Source organism: Pseudomonas sp. OVF7, assembly GCF_030644265.1.
Taxonomy (GTDB): Bacteria; Pseudomonadota; Gammaproteobacteria; order Pseudomonadales; family Pseudomonadaceae; genus Aquipseudomonas; species Aquipseudomonas gorinensis.
Genome location: NZ_CP128996.1, coordinates 236,760 through 257,636, shown reverse-complemented (window position 1 = coordinate 257,636; position 20,877 = coordinate 236,760). Strand labels below are relative to the sequence as shown.

Below are 20,877 nucleotides of genomic sequence, written 5' to 3'. Positions count from 1 at the left end.
CGCAGACAGCTTCGTCCGACCGCTGTATCCTGCGTCAAATTTTCCAAACAGGGATGTTCCCCATGACTGCCAGCGCCCGGCACACCGCTTCCTACTACGCCGCCAGCAGCGTGCCGCAACCGGATTACCCGATGTTGACCGGCGAGGTGAGCGCTGATGTGTGCGTGATCGGCGGCGGTTTCTCCGGGCTCAATACGGCCCTGGAGTTGGCTGAGCGCGGCTTCAGCGTGGTGCTGCTGGAGGCCCGCAAGATCGCCTGGGGCGCCAGCGGGCGTAATGGCGGCCAGTTGATTCGCGGTGTCGGCCACGGGCTGGAGCAGTTCGCCAACGTGATTGGTAACGACGGCGTGCGCCAGATGAAACTCATGGGCCTGGAGGCCGTGGAGATCGTGCGTGAACGCGTCGAACGCTACCAGATCCCTTGCGACCTGACCTGGGGCTATTGCGACCTGGCCAACAAACCCCGCGACCTGCATGGCCTGGCCGAAGACGCCGAAGAACTGCGCAGCCTGGGTTATCGCCACGAAGTGCGCCTGTTGCAAGCCAGTGAGATGGGCAGCGTGATCGGCTCCGACCGCTACGTGGGCGGCATGATCGACATGGGCTCCGGCCATCTGCACCCGCTGAACCTGGCACTGGGTGAAGCGGCAGCCGCCGGGCAATTGGGCGTGCGCCTGTTCGAGCAGTCCGAAGTGACGCGCATCGACTATGGCCCCGAGGTCAACGTGCACACCGCTCAGGGCAACGTACGCAGCAAGACCCTGGTGCTGGCCTGCAACGCCTACCTGAACGGCCTCAACCCACAACTGAGCGGCAAGGTGCTGCCCGCCGGCAGCTACATCATCGCCACCGAACCCTTGAGCCCGGTACAAGCCGCCAACTTGTTGCCGCAGAACATGGCGGTGTGTGACCAACGGGTGACCGTGGATTATTTCCGCCTGTCTGCCGATCGTCGCCTGCTGTTCGGCGGGGCCTGCCATTATTCCGGACGCGATCCCAAGGACATCGGCGCCTACATGCGGCCAAAGATGTTGCAGGTGTTCCCACAGCTGGCTGACGTGAAGATCGACTACCAATGGGGCGGCATGATCGGCATCGGCGCCAACCGCCTGCCGCAGATAGGCCGGTTGGCGGATCAACCCAATGTGTATTACGCCCAGGCCTACGCTGGCCATGGCCTCAACGCCACACACCTGGCCGGCAAACTGCTGGCCGAAGCCATCAGCGGCCAACAGCAGGGCCGCTTCGATCTGTTCGCCCAGGTGCCGCACATCACCTTCCCCGGCGGCAAACACCTGCGTTCGCCGCTGTTGGCGCTGGGGATGCTCTGGCACCGCCTTAAAGAATGGGTCTGATCAATCACGCCAGAAAGGCTTCAGGCCTTCCTGGCGTGCTTGCTCTGGGGTCAACCCAACGTCACGCAACTGCTCGCGGGTCAAGTGCAGCAAGGCCTTGCGCGTATGGCGGCGGTGCCAGAACAGACTCCAACGGCTGATCTCGCGCGGCGACGTCGCCCGCTCTTGCCCAGCCTGCAATTCCTGACTGTGTAACATCAGCCGCACATCACTCATGCCGTTCATTTTGCTGCCCCTCATTTGCTTGTTGCCATGAGTGACTAGAATGGGCGAGCAGGCAAAACCATTACAGATCCAACCCATCTTTATTAAATCCATACAGAAACTGCCCATGCGCGGCTGAATCCTGTATTTTTTCCCTATCTGTACTGGTCTCCCGGAGCGACCGCCATGACGCTTTACGTTAACCTCGCCGAATTACTGGGCACGCGCATTGAACAGGGTTTCTATCGCCCCGGCGATCGACTGCCGTCCGTACGCGCCTTAAGCGTCGAGCACGGGGTCAGCCTGAGCACCGTGCAGCAGGCCTATCGGTTACTGGAAGACAATGGCCTGGCAATGCCCAAGCCCAAGTCCGGCTACTTTGTACCGGTGAGTCGGGAGTTGCCGGCGCTGCCCGAGATCGGCCGCCCGGCCCAGCGCCCGGTGGAAATCTCCCAGTGGGATCAGGTGCTGGAATTGATTCGCGCAGTCCCGCGCAAAGACGTCATACAGATGGGTCGCGGCATGCCGGATGTATTGTCACCCACCCTCAAGCCCCTGCTGCGCAGCCTGGCTCGCGTCAGTCGGCGCCAGGATCTGCCGGGGTTGTATTACGACAACATCCTCGGCTGTATGGAATTACGCGAGCAAATCGCCCGACTGTCATTGGATTCCGGCTGCCAACTGAGTGCCGAAGACATCGTGATCACCACCGGCTGCCATGAAGCGTTGTCCGCCAGCATCCGTGCGATCTGCGAGCCCGGGGATATCGTGGCGGTGGACTCACCCAGCTTCCACGGTGCCATGCAGACCCTCAAGGGCCTGGGCATGAAGGCGCTGGAAATCCCCACGGACCCGCTCACCGGCATCAGCCTGGAAGCCCTGGAACTGGCGCTGGAACAGTGGCCGATCAAGGTCATCCAACTGACCCCCAACTGCAACAACCCCCTGGGCTACATCATGCCGGAGGCCCGCAAGCGAGCGTTGCTGACCCTGGCCCAGCGCTTTGACGTGGCAGTCATCGAAGACGATGTGTACGGCGAACTGGCCTACAGCTACCCGCGTCCGCGTACCATCAAATCCTTCGACGAGGACGGCCGCGTGCTGCTGTGCAGTTCGTTCTCAAAAACCCTGGCGCCAGGCCTGCGCATCGGCTGGGTCGCGCCGGGTCGCTATCTGGAGCGGGTGCTGCACATGAAATACATCAGCACCGGCTCCACCGCCACCCAGCCGCAGATCGCTATCGCCGAATTCCTCAAGGGCGGCCATTTCGAACCGCATTTGCGGCGGATGCGTACGCAATACCAGCGTAATCGCGACTTGATGCTCGACTGGGTCAGCCGATACTTCCCGGCGGGCACCCGCGCCAGCCGGCCGCAAGGCAGTTTCATGCTGTGGATAGAACTGCCGGAGGGCTTCGACACCCTCAAGCTCAACCGCGTGCTGATGGAACAAGGCGTACAGGTGGCGGTGGGCAGCATCTTTTCGGCTTCCGGCAAGTACAGAAATTGCCTACGCATGAACTACGCTGCCAAGCCAACGCCACAGATTGAAGAAGCCGTGCGCAAGGTCGGCACCGCCGCGAGCAAGCTGCTGGCCGAGGCGGCCGACTGACCTTTCTTGGGAAATTGCCGTCATATGCCGACAACCGCCCTGATCTGGAAGCGACTCCCTTGATGATTCGACGGCTTTTACCGTTTTTCCTGCTGGGAGCCCTGGCCCTGGGCGGTTGCGCCACGGTCAATGCGCCACGCATCCCCAGCGACGCCCTGCCAGCGAAGGATTCGTCGTTCGGCCGCTCGATCCAGGCCCAGGCCGCGCCCTACCAAGGCCGCTCTGGCTTTCGCCTGCTGCCCAACAGCAGTGAAGCGTTCATGGCCCGCGCCGAGCTGATCCGTAACGCCCAGACCAGCCTCGACCTGCAGTACTACATCGTCCACGACGGCATCAGCACGCGCATGCTGGTGGATGAACTGCTCAAGGCCGCTGATCGTGGTGTGCGGGTGCGCATCCTGCTGGACGACACCACCAGCGATGGCCTCGACCAGATCATCGCCACCCTCGCCGCTCATCCCCAGATCGAGATTCGCCTGTTCAATCCTCTGCATCTGGGGCGCAGCACCGGCGTAACACGGACCATGGGGCGGCTGTTCAACCTGTCGCTGCAACACCGGCGCATGCACAACAAACTGTGGGTGGCGGACAACAGCGTGGCCATCGTCGGTGGGCGTAACCTCGGGGACGAGTATTTCGACGCCGAACCCAACCTCAACTTCACCGATATCGACATGCTCAGCGTGGGCCCGGTGGCCGAGCAGCTAGGCCACAGCTTCGACCAGTACTGGAACAGCGCCCTGAGCAAACCCATTAATGAGTTCATCTCCAACCTGCCATCCAAAGGTGACCTGGCGACTGCACGGCTTCTCTTGGAGGAATCCCTGGCCCAATCCCGCCAGCAAAACCACGCCCTGTACAACCGCCTACGCGCCTACAAGACCAAACCGCGCATGGACATCTGGCGCCGCGAGTTGATCTGGGCCTGGAACCAGGCGTTGTGGGACGCGCCGAGCAAGGTGCTGGCCAAGAATGATCCGGATCCTCGACTCCTGCTGACTACCCAACTGTCGCCGGAACTGGAAGGCGTCAACCACGAGCTGATCATGATCTCGGCGTACTTCGTGCCTGGGCAGCCTGGGCTGGTGTACCTCACCGGTCGCGCCGACGCCGGCGTGTCGGTCAGCCTGCTGACCAACTCCCTTGAAGCCACCGACGTACCCGCTGTGCATGGCGGCTACGAGCCGTATCGCAAGGCGCTGCTGGAACATGGGGTGAAACTCTACGAATTGCGCCGCCAACCGGGTGCCCCTGGCGCAGGCAGCGGCCCACACCTGTTTCGCCGCGGCACGTTCAAGGGCTCGGACTCCAGCCTGCACAGCAAAGCGATGATCTTTGATCGGACGAAGTCGTTTATCGGCTCATTCAACTTCGACCCGCGCTCAGTGTTGTGGAACACCGAAGTGGGCGTATTGGTCGACAGCCCCGAATTGGCGGAACACGTACGCAACCTGGCACTGCAAGGCATGGCACCCGCCTTGAGTTATGAGGCGAAATTGCAGAATGGCCAAGTGGTGTGGGTGACCGAGGATAACGGTCAGTTACACACCTTGACCCGCGAGCCGGGCAGTTGGTGGCGCCGGTTCAATGCGTGGTTCGCCAACTCGGTCGGCCTGGAACGCATGCTCTAAGAACAGCGAAGATCCAATGTGGGAGCAGGCAAGCCCCCCTCCCACAGTTGATTGCTTCCAGATCAAGCGGGCTGCGCAGCACCAAATGCGCCCTGGCGCAACAACAGCACCACCAGCCCCAGCGCCCCGGCCGCCATCAGCCAAGGCAGGGCATGCCCGCTGATCCACTGGCTGCCTGCACCCGCCACCAACGGCCCGATCAAGCAGCCGATCCCCCACAGCTGCGCGATATGGGCATTGGCGCGCACCAGCGCATCGTCACGGTAGCGCTCGCCAATCAGAATCAGCGACAAGGTGAACAACCCTCCGGCACTGGCGCCGAACAGCACCCACACCGGCCAGATCAACACCGTCTGCATCAACAACGGAATCGCCAGGCTCGACGCCAGCAACAGCAGCGCACAACTCAAGAACAGCGTGCGCCGCGGCAAGTAATCGGCCAAGGCACCGATGGGCAACTGCAGCAGCGCATCACCCACCACCACGGTGCTGACCATCGTCAAGGCTATCTCGGCGGTGAAGCCCTGCTGCAGGCAATACACCGGCAACAGTGTCAGAATCATCGCTTCGAACGCAGCGAATAACGCCACCGCCCAGGCAATCGCCGGCAGTGTCAGGCAGAAGCGCCACAGGTCGCCAAGGGTCACACTGAACGAATCGGCAGTCGGCGCGCCGGAACGCCCCAGCAGCAACAGCGGCGCGACCATCAGCAGCCCCGCACCCACCCAGAGACCGTAGTCATGATCAGTGCCGATCACACCCAGCAGCAGTGGCCCTGACAGCTGGCTCAAGGCATAGCTGCAGCCGTACAGCGCCACCAGCCGGCCGCGCCACTGCTCCACTACCAATTGGTTGATCCAGCTTTCACCCAGGATAAACACGATGGTCAGGATCACCCCGATCATCAGCCGCAGCACCAGCCACACCGGGTAACTGGGCAGGATCGCCAGCAAACCGATGGACACGGCACCGGCCCATAGGCACAGACGCATCAGGTTGGCAGTGCCCAGCCAAGAGGCCAGGCGGCTGGATACCTTGGCACCCAGCAGCACACCAAAGGCCGGCACCGCGGCCATCACGCCGATGGCGAAACTGCCGTAGCCCCAGCCCTCAAGGCGCAGGGATACCAGTGGCATGCTGACGCCCAGCGCCAGGCCGACACTGAGTACCGAGGCCAGGACGGCGAAATAAGTCGCCCAACGCATTTCCACGCTCCTGTGGATACTTTTCAGGGTTGCAAACGAACTGTAGGAGCGAGCTTGCTCGCGAAGAACTCAAGGACACCGCGTGTTACCAGACAGCACGCGTTATCGTTGACGTTTTTCGCGAGCAAGCTCGCTCCTACAGGGGTTCAGCGGCGCTGCTTACAGCTTGATCCAGGTCGCCTTCAGCTCGGTGTACTTGTCGAACGCATGCAACGACTTGTCGCGACCGTTACCCGACTGCTTGAACCCCCCGAATGGCGCGGTCATGTCACCGCCATCGTACTGGTTGACCCACACGCTGCCGGCACGCAGGGCCTTGGCGGTCAGGTGCGCCTTGGAGATATCGGCCGTCCATACCGCCGCCGCCAGCCCATATTGGGTATCGTTGGCGATGGCGATGGCTTCTTCAGCGCTGTCGAAGGTAATGACCGACAGGACCGGGCCAAAGATTTCTTCCTGGGCGATCCTCATGGCGTTGGTCACACCATCGAAAATCGTAGGTTCGACGTAGGTGCCACCGGTTTCTTCGAGGGTACGCTTACCGCCTGCCACCAGCTTTGCACCGTCGGCATGGCCGGCTTCGATGTAGGACAGCACGGTGTTCATCTGTTGAGTGTCCACCAACGCGCCGACGTTAGTGGCCGGGTCCAGCGGGTTGCCTGGCTTCCAGCCCTTCAGCGCGGCGATCACCAGCGGCAGGAATTTATCCTTGATGGAGCGCTCCACCAGCAGGCGTGAACCGGCAGTGCAGACTTCGCCTTGGTTAAAGGCAATGGCACCCGCGGCGGATTCGGCCGCGGCTTGCAGATCCGGGGCATCGGCGAACACGATGTTCGGGCTCTTGCCGCCCGCCTCCAGCCATACGCGTTTCATGTTCGATTCGCCGGAGCGGATCAACAGCTGTTTGGCGATCTTGGTCGAGCCGGTGAACACCAGGGTGTCGACATCCATGTGCAGCGCCAGCGCGTTACCCACGGTATGGCCATAGCCCGGCAGCACGTTGAACACGCCTTTTGGAATGCCGGCTTCAACGGCCAGGGCCGCAATGCGGATGGCAGTCAGCGGGGATTTTTCGGAGGGCTTGAGGATGACCGAGTTACCGGTGGACAGCGCCGGCCCCAGTTTCCAGCAGGCCATCATCAGCGGGAAGTTCCACGGCACGATGGCGCCGACGACACCAACCGGTTCACGGGTTACCAGGCCCAACTGATCGTGAGGGGTGGCGGCGACTTCGTCATAGATCTTGTCGATCGCCTCACCGCTCCAGCTCAGGGCATTGGCTGCGCCAGGCACGTCAATGTTCAGGGAGTCGCTGATCGGCTTGCCCATATCCAGGGTTTCAAGCAGCGCCAGCTCTTCGGCATTGGCCTTGAGCAACGCGGCGAAACGGATCATGACGGCCTTGCGCTTGGCCGGTGCCAGGCGCGACCAGGCGCCGGAATTGAAGGTGGCACGGGCATTTTCCACGGCGCGCTGGGCGTCGGCGGCATCGCAACTGGCAACGGTGGCGAGCAGGCGGCCATCGACCGGGCTGATGCATTCGAAGGTGTCACCGGAAGCGGCGGCAGTGTATTCGCCATTGATATAGGCGCGGCCTTCGATCTTCAGGTCCTTGGCGCGTTGTTCCCAGTCGGCACGGGTCAGGGTGGTCATGCGAGTGTCCTCCTCTTATTGAATACAAGGGCCAGGTGATGTCCCCCGGCAGCCTCAAAGAATTCTTGCCCGGCCAGCCTGCTGTTCGGCTCAAGGCAGCTGCCACCCTAAACCAGCGGCTGGGGATGTTTCAATATATTTGACATAACGGCGGTAAACGCCCTTGCGATGTTCATTTTAATAAACATAGACTTTGGGCTCTCCAACCGCAGGCCAGACGGGACACGCACATGAGCATCCAGGACATCGTCGACTTCAGCCAGGCCAACACGGCGCCCGACCGCTACCGCCCTGCCGCCGAGAAAATCCTCAAGGGCGACCCCGAACAAACGATCTACAACCACTACAACAGCCCATGCGGCCAGATGAGCGCCGGGGTTTGGGAAGGAGAAGTCGGGCAGTGGAAGGTCAACTATACCGAGCATGAATACTGCGAAATTGTGCAGGGGGTTTCGGTACTGCGCGACGGCGACGGTAACGCCAAGACCTTGCGCGCCGGCGACCGCTTCGTGATCCCCGCCGGCTTCAGTGGTACCTGGGAAGTGCTGGAACCGTGCCGCAAGATCTACGTGGTGTTCGAGCAGAAGGCCTGATCAACAAACGCCAGGCAAAAAAAAGCCCGCATCGTGAGATACGGGCTTTTTTTCACAAGGAAGAAAACCAATTACTTGATTTTGCCTTCTTTGTAGATCACGTGCTTGCGAACGCGCGGGTCGAACATTTTCTTTTCGAGCTTGTCCGGGGTAGTACGCTTGTTCTTGTCGGTAGTGTAGAAGTGACCAGTACCGGCGCTAGAGATCATTCGAATCAATTCACGCATGATAGAGCTCCTTAGATCTTGCCAGCGGCGCGGATTTCGGCCAGCACGACAGTGATGCCACGCTTGTCGATGATACGCATGCCTTTGGCAGATACACGCAGGCGAACAAAACGTTTCTCTTCTTCAACCCAGAAGCGGTGATGCTGCAGGTTCGGCAGGAAACGACGACGGGTTTTGTTATTTGCGTGGGAAATGTTATTCCCAGTCACCGGACCCTTACCGGTAACTTGACAGACTCTCGACATGCCTCAGCCCTCTAAAACCACATGCCCAACCCGGCATGGGTTGGCCGCTTAATCTCTCAGTCATTTGGCGCCAGGCGCCGCGTTTCTTTAGGGTCTTACCGGCTACACCTACAAGCGAAGGAACCGGGCCCCTAGAAAAGAGCGCTGCTTTATACCAGAAAGACCCAAGTGCAACAACAGCCCGTGTGTTTTTACCGGCGTAAATCTCGGCGACATACGCCCGAACCGTTGCCAGGAGGGGCCGCTGTAACAGCCGACCGCTCGTCGCACAGAATGACTTACAGCGCTCGCGCGCGCAGTGAGGCGCACAGCGAAACGCGCTGAGGCGCCATCAAAACAGCATTTGAGCCAAAAGCACAGGCAAAAATGGGCTAGTCATTTATGAATCAGACCACTACGGTAGGACTTTTCCAGACTGCACTCGCAGATGGGCCTTCGATCTGCAAAGGAAACCTAATATGCGCCTCGCTGCCCTACCGCTATTGCTAGCCCCTCTATTTGTCGTGCCGCAGGCCCTGGCGGCCACCAGTTTGAGCGTCTGCACCGAGGCCAGCCCCGAAGGGTTCGACGTGGTGCAATACAATTCGCTGACGACCACCAACGCCTCGGCCGACGTGCTGATGAACCGTCTGGTGGACTATGACGCCGCCAGTGGCAAGCTGGTGCCGAGCCTCGCCGATAGCTGGGAGGTTTCGCCGGATGGCCTGGCCTATACGTTCAAGCTGCACCCGGACGTGAAATTCCATCGCACCGAGTACTTCACCCCGAGTCGCACGCTGACTGCCGAAGACGTGCGCTTCAGCTTCGAGCGCATGCTTGACCCGGCCAACCCGTGGCACAAGATCGCCCAGAGCGGCTTCCCCCATGCCCAGTCGCTGCAATTGCCGACCCTGGTCAAGAAGATCGACGCCCTCGACCCACTGACCGTGCGCTTCACCCTGGACCACGCCGACTCCACCTTCCTGGCGGCCTTGAGCATGGGTTTTGCCTCGATCTACCCGGCCGAATACGCCGACAAATTACTCAAGGCGGGCACCCCGGAAAAACTCAACAGCCAACCGATCGGCACCGGGCCGTTCATCTTCACGCGCTTCCAGAAAGATGCCGTGGTTCGCTACAAGGCCAACCCCGACTACTTTGCCGGCAAACCGGCTGTGGATAACTTGATCTTCGCCATTACGCCAGACGCAAACGTGCGGCTGCAGAAATTGCACCGCAATGAATGCCAGATCGCCTTGTCCCCCAAACCGCTGGATGTCGGCGAAGCCGAGAAGGACCCCGCGCTCAAGGTGGAAAAAACCGCCGCATTCATGACCGCATTCGTTGCAATCAATAGCCAGCATCCGCCCCTGGACAAGCCGGAAGTGCGCCAGGCAATCAACCTGGCATTCGACAAGGCCAGCTACCTCAAGGCCGTGTTCGAAGGTACCGCCGAAGCCGCCGATGGCCCCTTCCCGCCCAACACCTGGAGCTACGCCAAAGAGCTGCCCGGTTATCCACAGGACCTCGCCAAGGCCAAGGCCTTGCTCGAACGTGCCGGGCTCAAGGACGGCTTCAAGACCACAATCTGGACACGCCCCACCGGCAGCCTGCTTAACCCGAACCCGAACCTCGGTGCGCAACTGCTGCAAGCGGACCTGGCCAAGGTCGGCATCCAGGCCGAAATCCGCGTGATCGAATGGGGCGAACTGATTCGCCGTGCCAAAGCCGGTGAGCACGACCTGCTGTTCATGGGCTGGGCCGGCGACAACGGCGACCCGGATAACTTCCTCACCCCGCAGTTCTCCTGCGCCGCCGTAAAATCCGGCACCAACTTCGCCCGCTACTGCGACCCTGCCCTGGACAAGCTGATCAGCGCCGGCAAGACCACCAGCGAACAAGGGGTGCGCAGCAAGCTGTACCAACAGGCCCAGGCGCAGATCCAGCAGCAGGCCTTGTGGTTGCCCCTGGCGCACCCGACGGCGTTTGCCTTGGCGCGCAAAACCGTCGAGGGCTACCAGGTGAGCCCGTTCGGGCGGCAGGACTTCTCGAAAGTCAGCGTCAAGCCCTGACCCAATAGCCCCCATCCAATGGGCGGGGGCTACATCCATCCGTATTCCGCCATCGACAACGGATCCCCATCCCCCACGATGATGTGATCCAGCACTCGCACATCCACCACTTCCAGGGCCTTTTGCAGCACCTTGGTCAATTTTCGATCAGCGGCGCTGGGCTCCACATTCCCCGAAGGATGGTTGTGACACAGGATCAGCGCCGCCGCGTTGTACGCCAGGGCGCGCTTGATCACCTGCCGGGGATAAACCATGGCGGCGTCGATGGTGCCCTGGAACAACGCCTCGAAACCCAGTACACGATGTTTTGAATCGAGAAACAGGCAACCGAACGTCTCGTGGGGCTCATGGCGCAGCAACGCCTTGAGGTAATCACGCACGGCCACCGGGCTTTCCAATACGGAGTCACTCCGCAACCGCTCGGCCAAGTGGCGCCGGGACATTTCCAGCACCGCCTGCAACTGGGCAAACTTCGCCGGCCCCAGCCCCAGTTGCTGGCTGAACAGCGCCTGGCTGGCCTCCAGCAGCGGGCGCAGGCCACCGAATTGCACCAACAGGTGGCGTGCGAGGTCCACCGCACTTCGCCCGGAAACCCCGGTGCGCAGGAAGATGGCCAACAACTCGGCATCGGACAGACTCGCCGCGCCCCATTCCAGAAGTTTCTCCCGCGGACGTTCCGCTACGGGCCAATCGCGAATACTCATCCCTCTTTCCTGTATACGTGCGCCGCTGTTGCCTGGCAGGCGCTGTGTTATCGTAGGCCCTCTTTTTTGCGTGCGATTTCACCTGGGGAGGGGGCATCGCAGGCGTCACTGAACTGGCTTCACTGAACTGGAAAGGCAAACCAATGCAGCGTCTGTATCGGAAACGCATCGTTCTCGGCGTCGGCGGCGGCATTGCCGCCTACAAGAGCGCAGAGCTGGTTCGCAGGCTCCTTGACCAGGGCGCCGAAGTGCGCGTGGTCATGACCCGCGGTGGCAGTGAGTTCATCACCCCACTGACCATGCAGGCCTTGTCCGGCCACCCGGTTCACCTGGACCTGCTGGACCCGGCAGCCGAAGCCGCCATGGGCCATATCGAGCTGGCCAAATGGGCCGACCTGGTACTGATCGCCCCGGCCACCGCCGACCTGATCGCCCGCCTGGCCCAGGGCATCGCCGATGACCTGCTCACCACCCTGGTACTGGCGACCGACGCCACCGTCGCCATCGCCCCGGCCATGAACCAGGCCATGTGGCGCGACCCGGCCACCCAGGCCAATACCCAACTCCTGCAAAGCCGTGGCCTCAAGGTGTTCGGCCCGGCCTCCGGCAGCCAGGCCTGCGGCGACGTGGGCATGGGCCGCATGCTCGAAGCCACCGACCTGGCGCTGTGCGCCGCCGAGTGCTTCCAGCACCTGGCCCTGACCGGCAAGCACGTGCTGATCACCGCCGGCCCGACCCAGGAAAACATCGACCCGGTGCGCTACATCACCAACCATAGCTCAGGAAAAATGGGCTTTGCCCTGGCCGAAGCCGCGGTTGAGGCAGGCGCGCGCGTCACCTTGATCACCGGTCCGGTGCATTTGCCAACGCCCGACAGAGTCACCCGAATCGACGTAGTCAGCGCCCGGGACATGCTGGCAGCCTGTGAAGCGGCGATTCCCTGCGACCTGTTTATCGCCTCGGCAGCAGTTGCGGACTACCGACCGGAAGTAGTCGCCCCGCAAAAGCTCAAGAAGGACCCTACAAGCGGCGACGGCCTGCTCCTGCAAATGGTGCGCAACCCGGACATCCTGGCCACCATCGCCACCCGTGCGGATCGCCCATTCAGTGTCGGTTTCGCCGCCGAGACCGAGCACCTGCTGGACTACGCCGCACGCAAATTGAAAGATAAAAACCTCGACCTGATCGTCGCCAATGATGTCGCCAACCCAAGCATCGGCTTCAACAGCGAGGAAAACGCCTGCAGCGTGATCGACCGCGAGCTGCACGCCACCCTTTTCGCCCAGACCAGCAAAGGCAAGATTGCCCGCCAACTGATCTCTTTTATCGCCCAACGGCTGAACCAGGTTTAATGTCCATGCACGCTTTGCAAGCCAAGATTCTCGACCCTCGCATCGGCAGCGAATTCCCACTGCCGGCCTACGCCACCCCGGGCTCCGCCGGCCTGGACCTGCGCGCCATGCTCAAGGAAGACACTGTCCTCGAGCCACGCCAGACCCTGTTGATTCCTACCGGCCTGTCGATCTATGTCGGTGACCCTGGCCTGGCCGCACTGATCCTGCCGCGCTCCGGCCTGGGTCACAAACATGGCATCGTGTTGGGCAACCTGGTCGGCCTGATCGACTCGGACTACCAGGGTGAGTTGATGGTGTCGTGCTGGAATCGTGGCCAGACCGCGTTCAATATCGCGGTCGGCGAGCGCATTGCGCAGCTGGTGCTGGTGCCGGTGGTGCAGGCGCACTTCGAGCTGGTACAGGAATTCGACGAAACCCAACGTGGCGCAGGTGGCTTTGGGCACTCCGGCAGTCACTGACCCAGCTGAACCTGGCCGGGTACGTTCGTCCGGCCAGACGCCACCGCATGGCCTTTCAGGATGAAGAATGCGCGAATCTAATCAGCGAGATTTCCCCAGGGGAATCAATGCATTACGAAAGATAAACCATCGAGCTCCCGCTCAGGTGGCACTTTTGCACCACGAACTCTCTGCCGAAAACACCGTCATACCCTTCAGTTTGAGCCTGCCGGTCAGCCACATTATGGCCAGCCTTGCCCCCTTCAGATGGAGTTTCCCCCCGCGATGAGTAACGCAGCCCGAGTAGCCCCGACCTTTCCCGACAGCATCTTTCGCGCCTATGACATCCGTGGCGTAGTACCCAAGACCCTGACCGCCGAAACTGCCTACTGGATTGGCCGCGCCATCGGCGCCCAAAGCCTGGCCCAGGACGAACCCAACGTATCGGTAGGCCGTGACGGCCGCCTGTCCGGCCCGGAGCTGGTGGAACAACTGATCCAGGGCCTGGCAGACAGTGGCTGCCACGTCAGCGACGTCGGCCTGGTGCCTACCCCGGCGCTGTACTACGCGGCCAACGTACTGGCCGGCAAATCCGGCGTGATGCTCACCGGCAGCCACAACCCGTCGGACTACAACGGTTTCAAGATCGTCATCGCTGGTGACACCCTGGCCAACGAACAGATCCAGGCCCTGCACACACGCCTGAAGACCAACGACCTGACCAGCGGCCCCGGCAGCATCACCAAGGTCGACATTCTTCAGCGCTACTCCGACGAAATCACCCGCGACGTCAAACTCGCGCGCCGCCTCAAAGTGGTGGTGGACTGCGGCAACGGCGCGGCCGGCGTGATCGCCCCGCAACTGCTCGAAGCCCTGAACTGCGAAGTGATCCCGCTGTTCTGCGAGGTCGACGGCCACTTCCCCAACCACCACCCGGACCCAGGCAAGCCTGAAAACCTGGTGGACCTGATTGCCAAGGTCAAGGAAACCGGCGCCGATGTGGGCCTGGCCTTCGATGGCGATGGGGATCGCGTGGGCGTAGTAACCGAAACCGGTGAGATCGTATTCCCGGACCGCCTGCTGATGCTGTTTGCCCGCGACGTCGTGGCGCGCAACCCCGGTGCCGAGATCATTTTCGACGTCAAATGCACCCGCCGCCTGACCCCGCTGATCAAGGAATACGGCGGTCGTCCGCTAATGTGGAAGACCGGTCACTCGTTGATCAAAAAGAAAATGAAGGAAACCGGCGCCCTGTTGGCCGGCGAAATGAGCGGCCACGTATTCTTCAAGGAACGCTGGTTCGGCTTTGACGACGGTATTTACAGCGCTGCCCGTCTGCTGGAGATCCTCAGCAAGGAAAAATCCACCGCGCAAGGGCTGTTTGAGACCTTCCCGAATGATATTTCTACGCCAGAGATCAATATCCATGTGACCGAAGAGAGCAAATTCAGCATCATTGACGCATTGCACGATGCGCAATGGGGTGAAGGCGCCAACCTGACCTCCATTGATGGTGTGCGAGTCGATTACGCCAAAGGCTGGGGCCTGGTTCGCGCGTCCAACACCACACCGGTGCTGGTGCTGCGTTTCGAGGCGGATACCGAGGCTGAGTTGCAGCGCATCAAGGACGTGTTCCACGCCCAGTTGAAACGTGTTGCCCCTGATCTCCAATTACCGTTCTGATTTTTTGTACCGGAGCCCTGAATGACCCTCGAACGCGAAGCCGCTGCCAACACCGCCAAGGTCCTGTCCGAAGCGCTGCCCTACATTCGACGCTACGTCGGCAAGACGCTGGTGATCAAGTACGGCGGCAATGCCATGGAAAGCGACGAGCTGAAAACCGGCTTTGCCCGCGACATCGTGTTGATGAAAGCCGTAGGGATCAACCCGGTGGTAGTCCACGGTGGCGGCCCGCAGATCGGCGACCTGCTCAAGCGCTTGTCGATCGAGAGTCACTTCATCGATGGCATGCGCGTGACTGACGCACAGACCATGGACGTGGTGGAAATGGTCCTCGGCGGCCAAGTGAACAAGGACATTGTCAACCTCATCAACCGCCACGGCGGCAGCGCCATCGGCCTGACCGGCAAAGACGCGGAGCTGATCCGCGCGAAAAAACTGACCGTTACCCGTCAGACGCCGGAGATGACCCAGCCGGAAATCATCGACATTGGCCAGGTAGGCGAAGTGATCGGCATCAACACCGATCTGCTGAACCTGCTGGTCAAGGGCGACTTCATCCCGGTGATCGCGCCAATTGGCGTGGGCACCAACGGCGAGTCCTACAACATCAACGCCGACCTGGTGGCGGGCAAGGTGGCTGAAGCACTGAAGGCTGAAAAGCTGATGCTGCTGACCAATATTGCTGGCCTGATGGACAAGGAAGGCAAGGTGCTGACCGGCCTGACCACCCAACAGGTGGACGCGCTGATCGCCGACGGCACGATCTACGGCGGCATGCTGCCGAAGATCCGTTGCGCGCTGGAAGCGGTGCAGGGCGGCGTGGGCAGTTCGCTGATCCTGGACGGCCGGGTGCCGAATGCGATCCTGCTGGAAATCTTCACCGACACTGGTGTAGGTACGCTGATCAGCAACCGCAAGCGTCCTTAAACACTAAAAAGCCCCACCCTCTGTAGGAGCGAGCTTGCTCGCGAAAAACGTAAAGGCGCCGCGTTCATCCAGAATAAACGCGTCATCGTTGGCGTTCTTCGCGAGCAAGCTCGCTCCTACAGGGGGTGGGGCTTTTTGTTGTGCGGCGATTACTGGACGCCGAACTGCTCGCGGTACGCGCGCACTGCCGGCAAGTGCTGCTTGAGCTGCGGATCGTCTTCCAGGAACTGCAACACCTGGTTCAACGACACGATACTCACCACCGGGATGCCGAAATCGCGCTCCACTTCCTGGATCGCCGACAATTCACCGTTGCCACGCTCCTGGCGGTTCAGTGCGATCAACACACCGGCAGCCTTGGCGCCGTCCTGGGAGGCGATGATCTGCATCACTTCACGGATGGCGGTACCGGCGGTGATCACATCGTCGATAATCAGCACATCGCCAGTCAGCGGCGCACCCACCAGGCTGCCGCCTTCGCCATGGGCCTTGGCTTCCTTGCGGTTGAAGCACCACGGCAGATCCCGCCCGTGATGCTCAGCCAACGCCACGGCAGTCGCGGCGGCCAGGGGAATGCCCTTGTAGGCCGGACCAAACAAGACATCGAAGGAAATACCGCTTTCAACAATGGCTGCCGCGTAGAAACGACCCAGTTGGGCCAGGGCCGAACCCGAGTTGAACAAGCCTGCATTGAAGAAGTACGGGCTGGTGCGCCCGGACTTGAGGGTGAACTCACCGAAGCGCAAAACCCCGCGATCGATGGCAAAACGAATGAAATCGCGTTGATACGCCTGCATGAAAAAAGCCTCAGATACCACGGATTTAGCTAATTAGGTAGACGGCGTGTATCATACACGCACGCGATTTTTGGGGCCATTTATGCGGATCATCAGTGTGAACGTTAATGGTATTCAGGCTGCAGTCGAGCGTGGTTTGCTCAGTTGGCTGCAAGCCCAGAATGCCGACGTCATCTGCCTGCAGGACACCCGCGCCTCCGCCTTTGAACTGGACGACCCAGCCTTCCAACTGGATGGCTACTTCCTTTATGCCTGCGATGCCGAAGTACCCGCCCAAGGTGGCGTGGCTTTGTACTCGCGGTTGCAACCCAAGGCGGTCATCAGCGGCCTCGGCTTCGAGACAGCCGACCGCTACGGGCGCTACCTGCAAGCCGATTTCGACAAGGTCAGCATCGCGACCTTGCTGCTTCCATCAGGGCAGAACGGCGATGAAGACTTGAACCAGAAGTTCAAGCTAATGGACGATTTCGCCCGTTACCTGGATAAACAGCGACGCAAACGTCGCGAGTACATTTATTGTGGCTCGTTGTACGTGGCGCAACAAAAGCTGGATATCAAGAACTGGCGCGACAGCCAGCAATCCCCTGGCTTCCTGGCGCCGGAACGGGCCTGGATGGACGAGATTGTCGGCAACATGGGCTATGTGGATGCCCTGCGCGAAGTCAGCCGCGAAGGCGACCAGTACAGCTGGTGGCCAGACAATGAACAGGCTGAGATGCTCAACCTGGGCTGGCGCTTCGACTACCAGTTGCTGACCCCAGGCCTGCGTCGGTTCGTACGCAGCGCACGCCTGCCGCGCCAGCCACGCTTCTCGCAGCACGCGCCACTGATCGTGGACTACGACTGGACACTGACCATTTGAGGTCTTTTTCCAGGCACAAAAAAACCGACATCGCTGTCGGTTTTTTTGTGGGCGCTCATTATTTGATCAGGCGCCAGGTCCACGGGTAACGGTAAGCCGTGCCATTGTTGGCCTTGATCCCGCCAATAATTGTCAGCACCAGCGCCGCAACCACCAGGATCAACATCAGCACAAAGCCGATCACCACGAACCCCAGCACCATGCACACCAGCCAGGCGATCGCCACGGTGATCTGGAAATTCAGCGCTTCCTTGCCCTGATCATCGATAAGCGGGTCCATGTCTTTCTTGATCTGCCACAGGATCAGCGGCCCCAAGAGACTGCCGAAGGGGAATACCAACCCCAGGAACGCCGCGAAGTGACACAGCATCGCCCACTGGCGAACTTCCTTGGACGGTGCCGGAACCGGCAACTGGCTGTCACTCATGGCACTTCTCCTTGAAGCGTGTTCAGTCAGCCAGTGCGGCGTTCTGCAGTTCGAAAATCTCAGTCATGCCCTTCTGGGCCAGGGCCAGCATCGCATTCAGGTCGGCCGGCTGGAATGGCGCGCCTTCAGCGGTGCCCTGCACTTCGATAAAACCACCGGTGCTGGTCATGACCACGTTCAGGTCGGTCTCGGCGGCCGAGTCTTCCAGGTAGTCCAGGTCCAGCACAGGCTCGCCCTGGTACATGCCCACCGATACGGCAGCGATCATCTGCTTGAGCGGATCGCCGCCTTTCAGGCCGCCACGCTTCTTGATCACTTTCAGCGCATCGACCAGAGCGACCATGGCGCCGGTGATGGACGCAGTACGAGTACCGCCGTCGGCCTGGATCACGTCGCAATCGACGTACAGGGTCACGTCGCCCAGCTTGGACATGTCCAACGCTGCACGCAGGGAGCGACCGATCAGGCGCTGGATCTCCAGGGTACGACCGCCTTGCTTGCCACGACTGGCCTCACGCTGGTTACGCTCGCCGGTGGCGCGCGGCAGCATGCCGTATTCGGCGGTCAACCAACCCTGGCCCTGGCCCTTGAGGAAACGTGGCACGCCGTTTTCGACACTGACGGTGCAGATCACCTTGGTATCGCCAAACTCGACCAGTACGGATCCCTCGGCGTGTTTGGTGTAGTTGCGGGTGATGCGGATCGAGCGGAGCTGATCGGCAACGCGACCACTTGGACGTTTCATAGGGGATACCTGTACGAAGGACGAAAAACTGCCGAGCATTATAGAGCCGCGAGCCGATTCGGGGCACTTCTTAAAATCTGGTTACGAATGCTCGGCTTGTGATGCGATGTCAGCACCCGCGTTTGGGGCCTATCGCACCACTGCGCTACACTCCTGCGCCTTCGCAGCCAGTCGGCTCCAATTTATCCATCAGCCCGCTTTCGCGGGACTGCAACGCGAGGTACCTCCATGGTGCACAGCATGACCGCCTTCGCCCGCGTCGAAAAAGCCGGCGCCCAAGGCACCCTGAGCTGGGAACTGCGCTCGGTCAACAGCCGCTACCTGGAACCGCACCTGCGCCTGCCGGAATCGTTCCGCGACCTCGAAGGCGCCGTACGTGAAGCCCTGCGCCAAGGCATCTCACGCGGCAAGCTGGAATGCACCCTGCGCTTTACCGAGGAAACCACCGGCAAGCCACTGCAGGTCGACCGCGACCGCGCCGCGCAACTGGTCGCGGCCGCCGAGACTATCGCCAGCCTGATCCAGCAGCCCGCGGCGCTGAACCCCCTGGAAGTGCTGGCCTGGCCCGGCGTGCTGGTGGCCGATGCCGTCGACCCGCAAGCCCTCAACGCCGAAGCCCTCGCCCTGTTCACCCAGGGCTTGAAGGAGCTCAAGGCCGGCCGCGAGCGCGAAGGCGCCGAACTGGCCCGCCTGATCAACGAGCGCCTGACCTCGATCGAGGAGGATGTGGTCACCCTGCGCGAGCTGGTGCCACAAATGCTGGCGACCCAGCGCCAGAAGGTCCTCGATCGCTTCGCCGACATGAAAGCCGACCTTGATCCGGTGCGCCTGGAGCAGGAAATGGTCCTGCTGGCGCAAAAAAGTGACGTCGCCGAAGAACTCGACCGCCTCAGCACCCACATCCTCGAAGTGCGCCGCGTGCTCAAGTCAGGCGGTGCCGCCGGTCGGCGCCTGGACTTCCTGATGCAGGAACTCAACCGCGAAGCCAATACACTGGGCTCCAAGGCTTTCGATCCGCGCAGCACCACCGCTGCGGTCAACCTCAAAGTGTTGATCGAGCAGATGCGCGAACAAGTACAGAATATTGAGTAAGGCAACCTCCATGACCCATAGCACCGGCACCCTTTACATCATTTCCGCCCCTTCGGGCGCAGGCAAGAGCAGCCTGGTCAAGGCTCTGACCGACACCAACGATCAGATCCGCATCTCGGTCTCGCACACCACCCGCGCCATGCGCCCGGGTGAGGTGAACGGCGTGCACTATCACTTCGTCGAGCGCACCGAGTTCGTCAAGATGATCGAGCATGGCGACTTCCTCGAGCGCGCCGAAGTGTTCGGCAACCTCTACGGCACCTCGCAAAGCCACCTGCAGCAAACCCTGGACGAAGGCCACGACCTGATCCTGGAAATCGACTGGCAGGGCGCCGAGCAAGTGCGCCAACTGATGCCCAAGGCGCGCTCGATCTTCATCCTGCCGCCGTCTTTGGAAGCGCTGCACCAGCGCTTGACCAACCGTGGCCAGGACAGCGACGCGATCATCGAAGGCCGCATGCGGGAAGCCGTCAGCGAAATGAGCCACTACGTCGACTATGACTACCTGATCATCAACGACGATTTTGCTCACGCGCTGGACGACTTGAAGGCGATTTTCCGCGCCAATCAGCTCCAGCAAAAACGCCAACAGCAGCGTTTCGGCAAATTACTGGCCGAACTGCTCGGTTGATTGGCTCTTCCCAAAACTGCTGCAGGGGCCTTACATTGGCACTTGTAGCGGTTTTGCGAGGGCCTGCGAAAAATCAGCGCTTCCCTAAACGCTGGTGATTTTTTAAACTGTTTAGTCCGCTCGCCCAGCCGGGCAGCGCGCATCTTGCATTCGCTCCGAGGAATACCATGGCCCGCGTAACCGTTGAAGACTGCCTAGAACACGTGGATAACCGCTTTGAGCTGGTCATGCTCTCTACCAAGCGTGCCCGTCAACTGGCCACTGGCGGCAAAGAGCCCCTGGTCCAGTGGGAAAACGACAAGCCTACCGTTGTAGCCCTGCGTGAAATCGCTGAAGGCCTGATGAGCTACGAGTTCATCGCCAACGCTGAGATCGTTGAAGACGAACCGCTGTTTGCAGCGTTCGAGGACGAGTCCAACGAGGCCGTCTAAGCCTATGCCTG

Annotated in this window: 21 protein-coding genes and 1 pseudogene; 13 read left to right on the top strand and 9 right to left on the bottom strand. The window is 61.0% G+C overall.

Going from position 1 to position 20,877, the window contains the following annotated elements:
• Window positions 1-62 precede the first annotated feature (62 nt).
• Window positions 63-1,355 (top strand): FAD-binding oxidoreductase, encoded by a 1,293-nt coding sequence (locus QU606_RS01120; protein ID WP_041161053.1) that lies wholly within the window; start codon window positions 63-65, stop codon window positions 1,353-1,355.
• On the opposite strand, the gene QU606_RS01115 is transcribed toward QU606_RS01120, so the two are convergent.
• Entirely contained in the window at window positions 1,356-1,580 is a 225-nt protein-coding gene (locus QU606_RS01115; protein WP_024078086.1) for a DUF1127 domain-containing protein, read from the bottom strand. It abuts the gene before it with no gap.
• 165 nt (window positions 1,581-1,745) lie between these two features.
• On the opposite strand from QU606_RS01115, the gene QU606_RS01110 reads away from it, so the two are divergent.
• Together QU606_RS01110 and QU606_RS01105 are read left to right on the top strand one after the other, a co-directional pair.
• Entirely contained in the window at window positions 1,746-3,170 is a 1,425-nt protein-coding gene (locus QU606_RS01110; protein ID WP_304998041.1) for a PLP-dependent aminotransferase family protein, read from the top strand.
• A gap of 62 nt (window positions 3,171-3,232) precedes the next feature.
• The gene (locus QU606_RS01105) at window positions 3,233-4,801 is read left to right on the top strand and encodes a phospholipase D family protein (protein ID WP_069077270.1); all 1,569 of its coding nucleotides are present in this window, start codon (window positions 3,233-3,235) and stop codon (window positions 4,799-4,801) included.
• Window positions 4,802-4,863: 62 nt separating this feature from the next.
• Here QU606_RS01105 and QU606_RS01100 read toward each other — a convergent pair whose 3' ends face one another.
• Entirely contained in the window at window positions 4,864-6,006 is a 1,143-nt protein-coding gene (locus QU606_RS01100) for an MFS transporter (protein WP_304998040.1), read from the bottom strand.
• A gap of 159 nt (window positions 6,007-6,165) precedes the next feature.
• Window positions 6,166-7,659, bottom strand: a complete 1,494-nt coding sequence (locus tag QU606_RS01095; protein ID WP_024078090.1) for an aldehyde dehydrogenase — start codon at window positions 7,657-7,659, stop codon at window positions 6,166-6,168.
• 230 nt (window positions 7,660-7,889) lie between these two features.
• Between QU606_RS01095 and QU606_RS01090 the strand changes: the two genes are divergently transcribed.
• Window positions 7,890-8,252 carry a cupin domain-containing protein gene (locus QU606_RS01090; protein ID WP_024078091.1) on the top strand — a complete coding sequence of 121 codons (363 nt, stop codon included), beginning with the start codon at window positions 7,890-7,892 and terminating at the stop codon, window positions 8,250-8,252.
• 71 nt (window positions 8,253-8,323) lie between these two features.
• Here the strand turns inward: QU606_RS01090 and rpmG are convergent, their stop codons facing one another.
• Both rpmG and rpmB read right to left on the bottom strand, forming a co-directional pair.
• Window positions 8,324-8,479, bottom strand: coding sequence for a 50S ribosomal protein L33 (rpmG, locus tag QU606_RS01085; RefSeq protein ID WP_003176906.1), 156 nt, complete (start codon window positions 8,477-8,479; stop codon window positions 8,324-8,326).
• A gap of 11 nt (window positions 8,480-8,490) precedes the next feature.
• Window positions 8,491-8,724: a 50S ribosomal protein L28 gene (gene rpmB, locus QU606_RS01080; protein WP_003176907.1), complete on the bottom strand. Its 234-nt coding sequence runs from the start codon at window positions 8,722-8,724 to the stop codon at window positions 8,491-8,493.
• Window positions 8,725-9,182: 458 nt separating this feature from the next.
• Here rpmB and QU606_RS01075 point away from each other — a divergent pair, with 458 nt between their 5' ends.
• Complete coding sequence (locus QU606_RS01075; RefSeq protein WP_069077268.1) at window positions 9,183-10,775, top strand: ABC transporter substrate-binding protein; 1,593 nt, start codon at window positions 9,183-9,185, stop codon at window positions 10,773-10,775.
• Between the two features lie 29 nt (window positions 10,776-10,804).
• On the opposite strand, the gene radC is transcribed toward QU606_RS01075, so the two are convergent.
• Window positions 10,805-11,479 carry a DNA repair protein RadC gene (radC, locus tag QU606_RS01070; RefSeq protein WP_024078093.1) on the bottom strand — a complete coding sequence of 225 codons (675 nt, stop codon included), beginning with the start codon at window positions 11,477-11,479 and terminating at the stop codon, window positions 10,805-10,807.
• 143 nt (window positions 11,480-11,622) lie between these two features.
• Between radC and coaBC the strand changes: the two genes are divergently transcribed.
• The 4 genes and pseudogenes from coaBC to argB all read left to right on the top strand — a co-directional run bounded on the left by coaBC (window position 11,623) and on the right by argB (window position 15,881).
• Complete coding sequence (coaBC, locus tag QU606_RS01065) at window positions 11,623-12,831, top strand: bifunctional phosphopantothenoylcysteine decarboxylase/phosphopantothenate--cysteine ligase CoaBC (protein ID WP_024078094.1); 1,209 nt, start codon at window positions 11,623-11,625, stop codon at window positions 12,829-12,831.
• Between the two features lie 5 nt (window positions 12,832-12,836).
• A complete protein-coding gene (dut, locus tag QU606_RS01060; protein ID WP_304998039.1) occupies window positions 12,837-13,292 on the top strand; it encodes a dUTP diphosphatase in 456 nt (151 codons plus the stop codon).
• Window positions 13,293-13,532: 240 nt separating this feature from the next.
• Window positions 13,533-14,954, top strand: a pseudogene (locus tag QU606_RS01055) (phosphomannomutase/phosphoglucomutase); the annotation flags it as partial.
• 21 nt (window positions 14,955-14,975) lie between these two features.
• Window positions 14,976-15,881, top strand: a complete 906-nt coding sequence (argB, locus tag QU606_RS01050) for an acetylglutamate kinase (RefSeq protein ID WP_024078097.1) — start codon at window positions 14,976-14,978, stop codon at window positions 15,879-15,881.
• 149 nt (window positions 15,882-16,030) lie between these two features.
• Here argB and pyrE read toward each other — a convergent pair whose 3' ends face one another.
• Window positions 16,031-16,678: an orotate phosphoribosyltransferase gene (gene pyrE, locus QU606_RS01045; protein WP_024078099.1), complete on the bottom strand. Its 648-nt coding sequence runs from the start codon at window positions 16,676-16,678 to the stop codon at window positions 16,031-16,033.
• An 82-nt stretch (window positions 16,679-16,760) separates the two neighbouring features.
• On the opposite strand from pyrE, the gene QU606_RS01040 reads away from it, so the two are divergent.
• The gene (locus QU606_RS01040) at window positions 16,761-17,540 is read left to right on the top strand and encodes an exodeoxyribonuclease III (RefSeq protein WP_003176915.1); all 780 of its coding nucleotides are present in this window, start codon (window positions 16,761-16,763) and stop codon (window positions 17,538-17,540) included.
• Window positions 17,541-17,598: 58 nt separating this feature from the next.
• On the opposite strand, the gene QU606_RS01035 is transcribed toward QU606_RS01040, so the two are convergent.
• Together QU606_RS01035 and rph are read right to left on the bottom strand one after the other, a co-directional pair.
• The gene (locus QU606_RS01035; protein ID WP_024078100.1) at window positions 17,599-17,967 is read right to left on the bottom strand and encodes a DUF4870 domain-containing protein; all 369 of its coding nucleotides are present in this window, start codon (window positions 17,965-17,967) and stop codon (window positions 17,599-17,601) included.
• A gap of 22 nt (window positions 17,968-17,989) precedes the next feature.
• A complete protein-coding gene (gene rph / locus QU606_RS01030; RefSeq protein WP_024078101.1) occupies window positions 17,990-18,712 on the bottom strand; it encodes a ribonuclease PH in 723 nt (240 codons plus the stop codon).
• Between the two features lie 228 nt (window positions 18,713-18,940).
• On the opposite strand from rph, the gene QU606_RS01025 reads away from it, so the two are divergent.
• The 3 genes from QU606_RS01025 (at window position 18,941) to rpoZ (ending at window position 20,866) form a co-directional block, all read left to right on the top strand.
• Window positions 18,941-19,804, top strand: a complete 864-nt coding sequence (locus QU606_RS01025) for a YicC/YloC family endoribonuclease (RefSeq protein ID WP_024078102.1) — start codon at window positions 18,941-18,943, stop codon at window positions 19,802-19,804.
• Between the two features lie 10 nt (window positions 19,805-19,814).
• Window positions 19,815-20,435, top strand: a complete 621-nt coding sequence (gmk, locus tag QU606_RS01020; RefSeq protein ID WP_024078103.1) for a guanylate kinase — start codon at window positions 19,815-19,817, stop codon at window positions 20,433-20,435.
• 167 nt (window positions 20,436-20,602) lie between these two features.
• Window positions 20,603-20,866: a DNA-directed RNA polymerase subunit omega gene (rpoZ, locus tag QU606_RS01015; protein WP_003176920.1), complete on the top strand. Its 264-nt coding sequence runs from the start codon at window positions 20,603-20,605 to the stop codon at window positions 20,864-20,866.
• The last annotated feature ends 11 nt before the right edge of the window (window positions 20,867-20,877 follow it).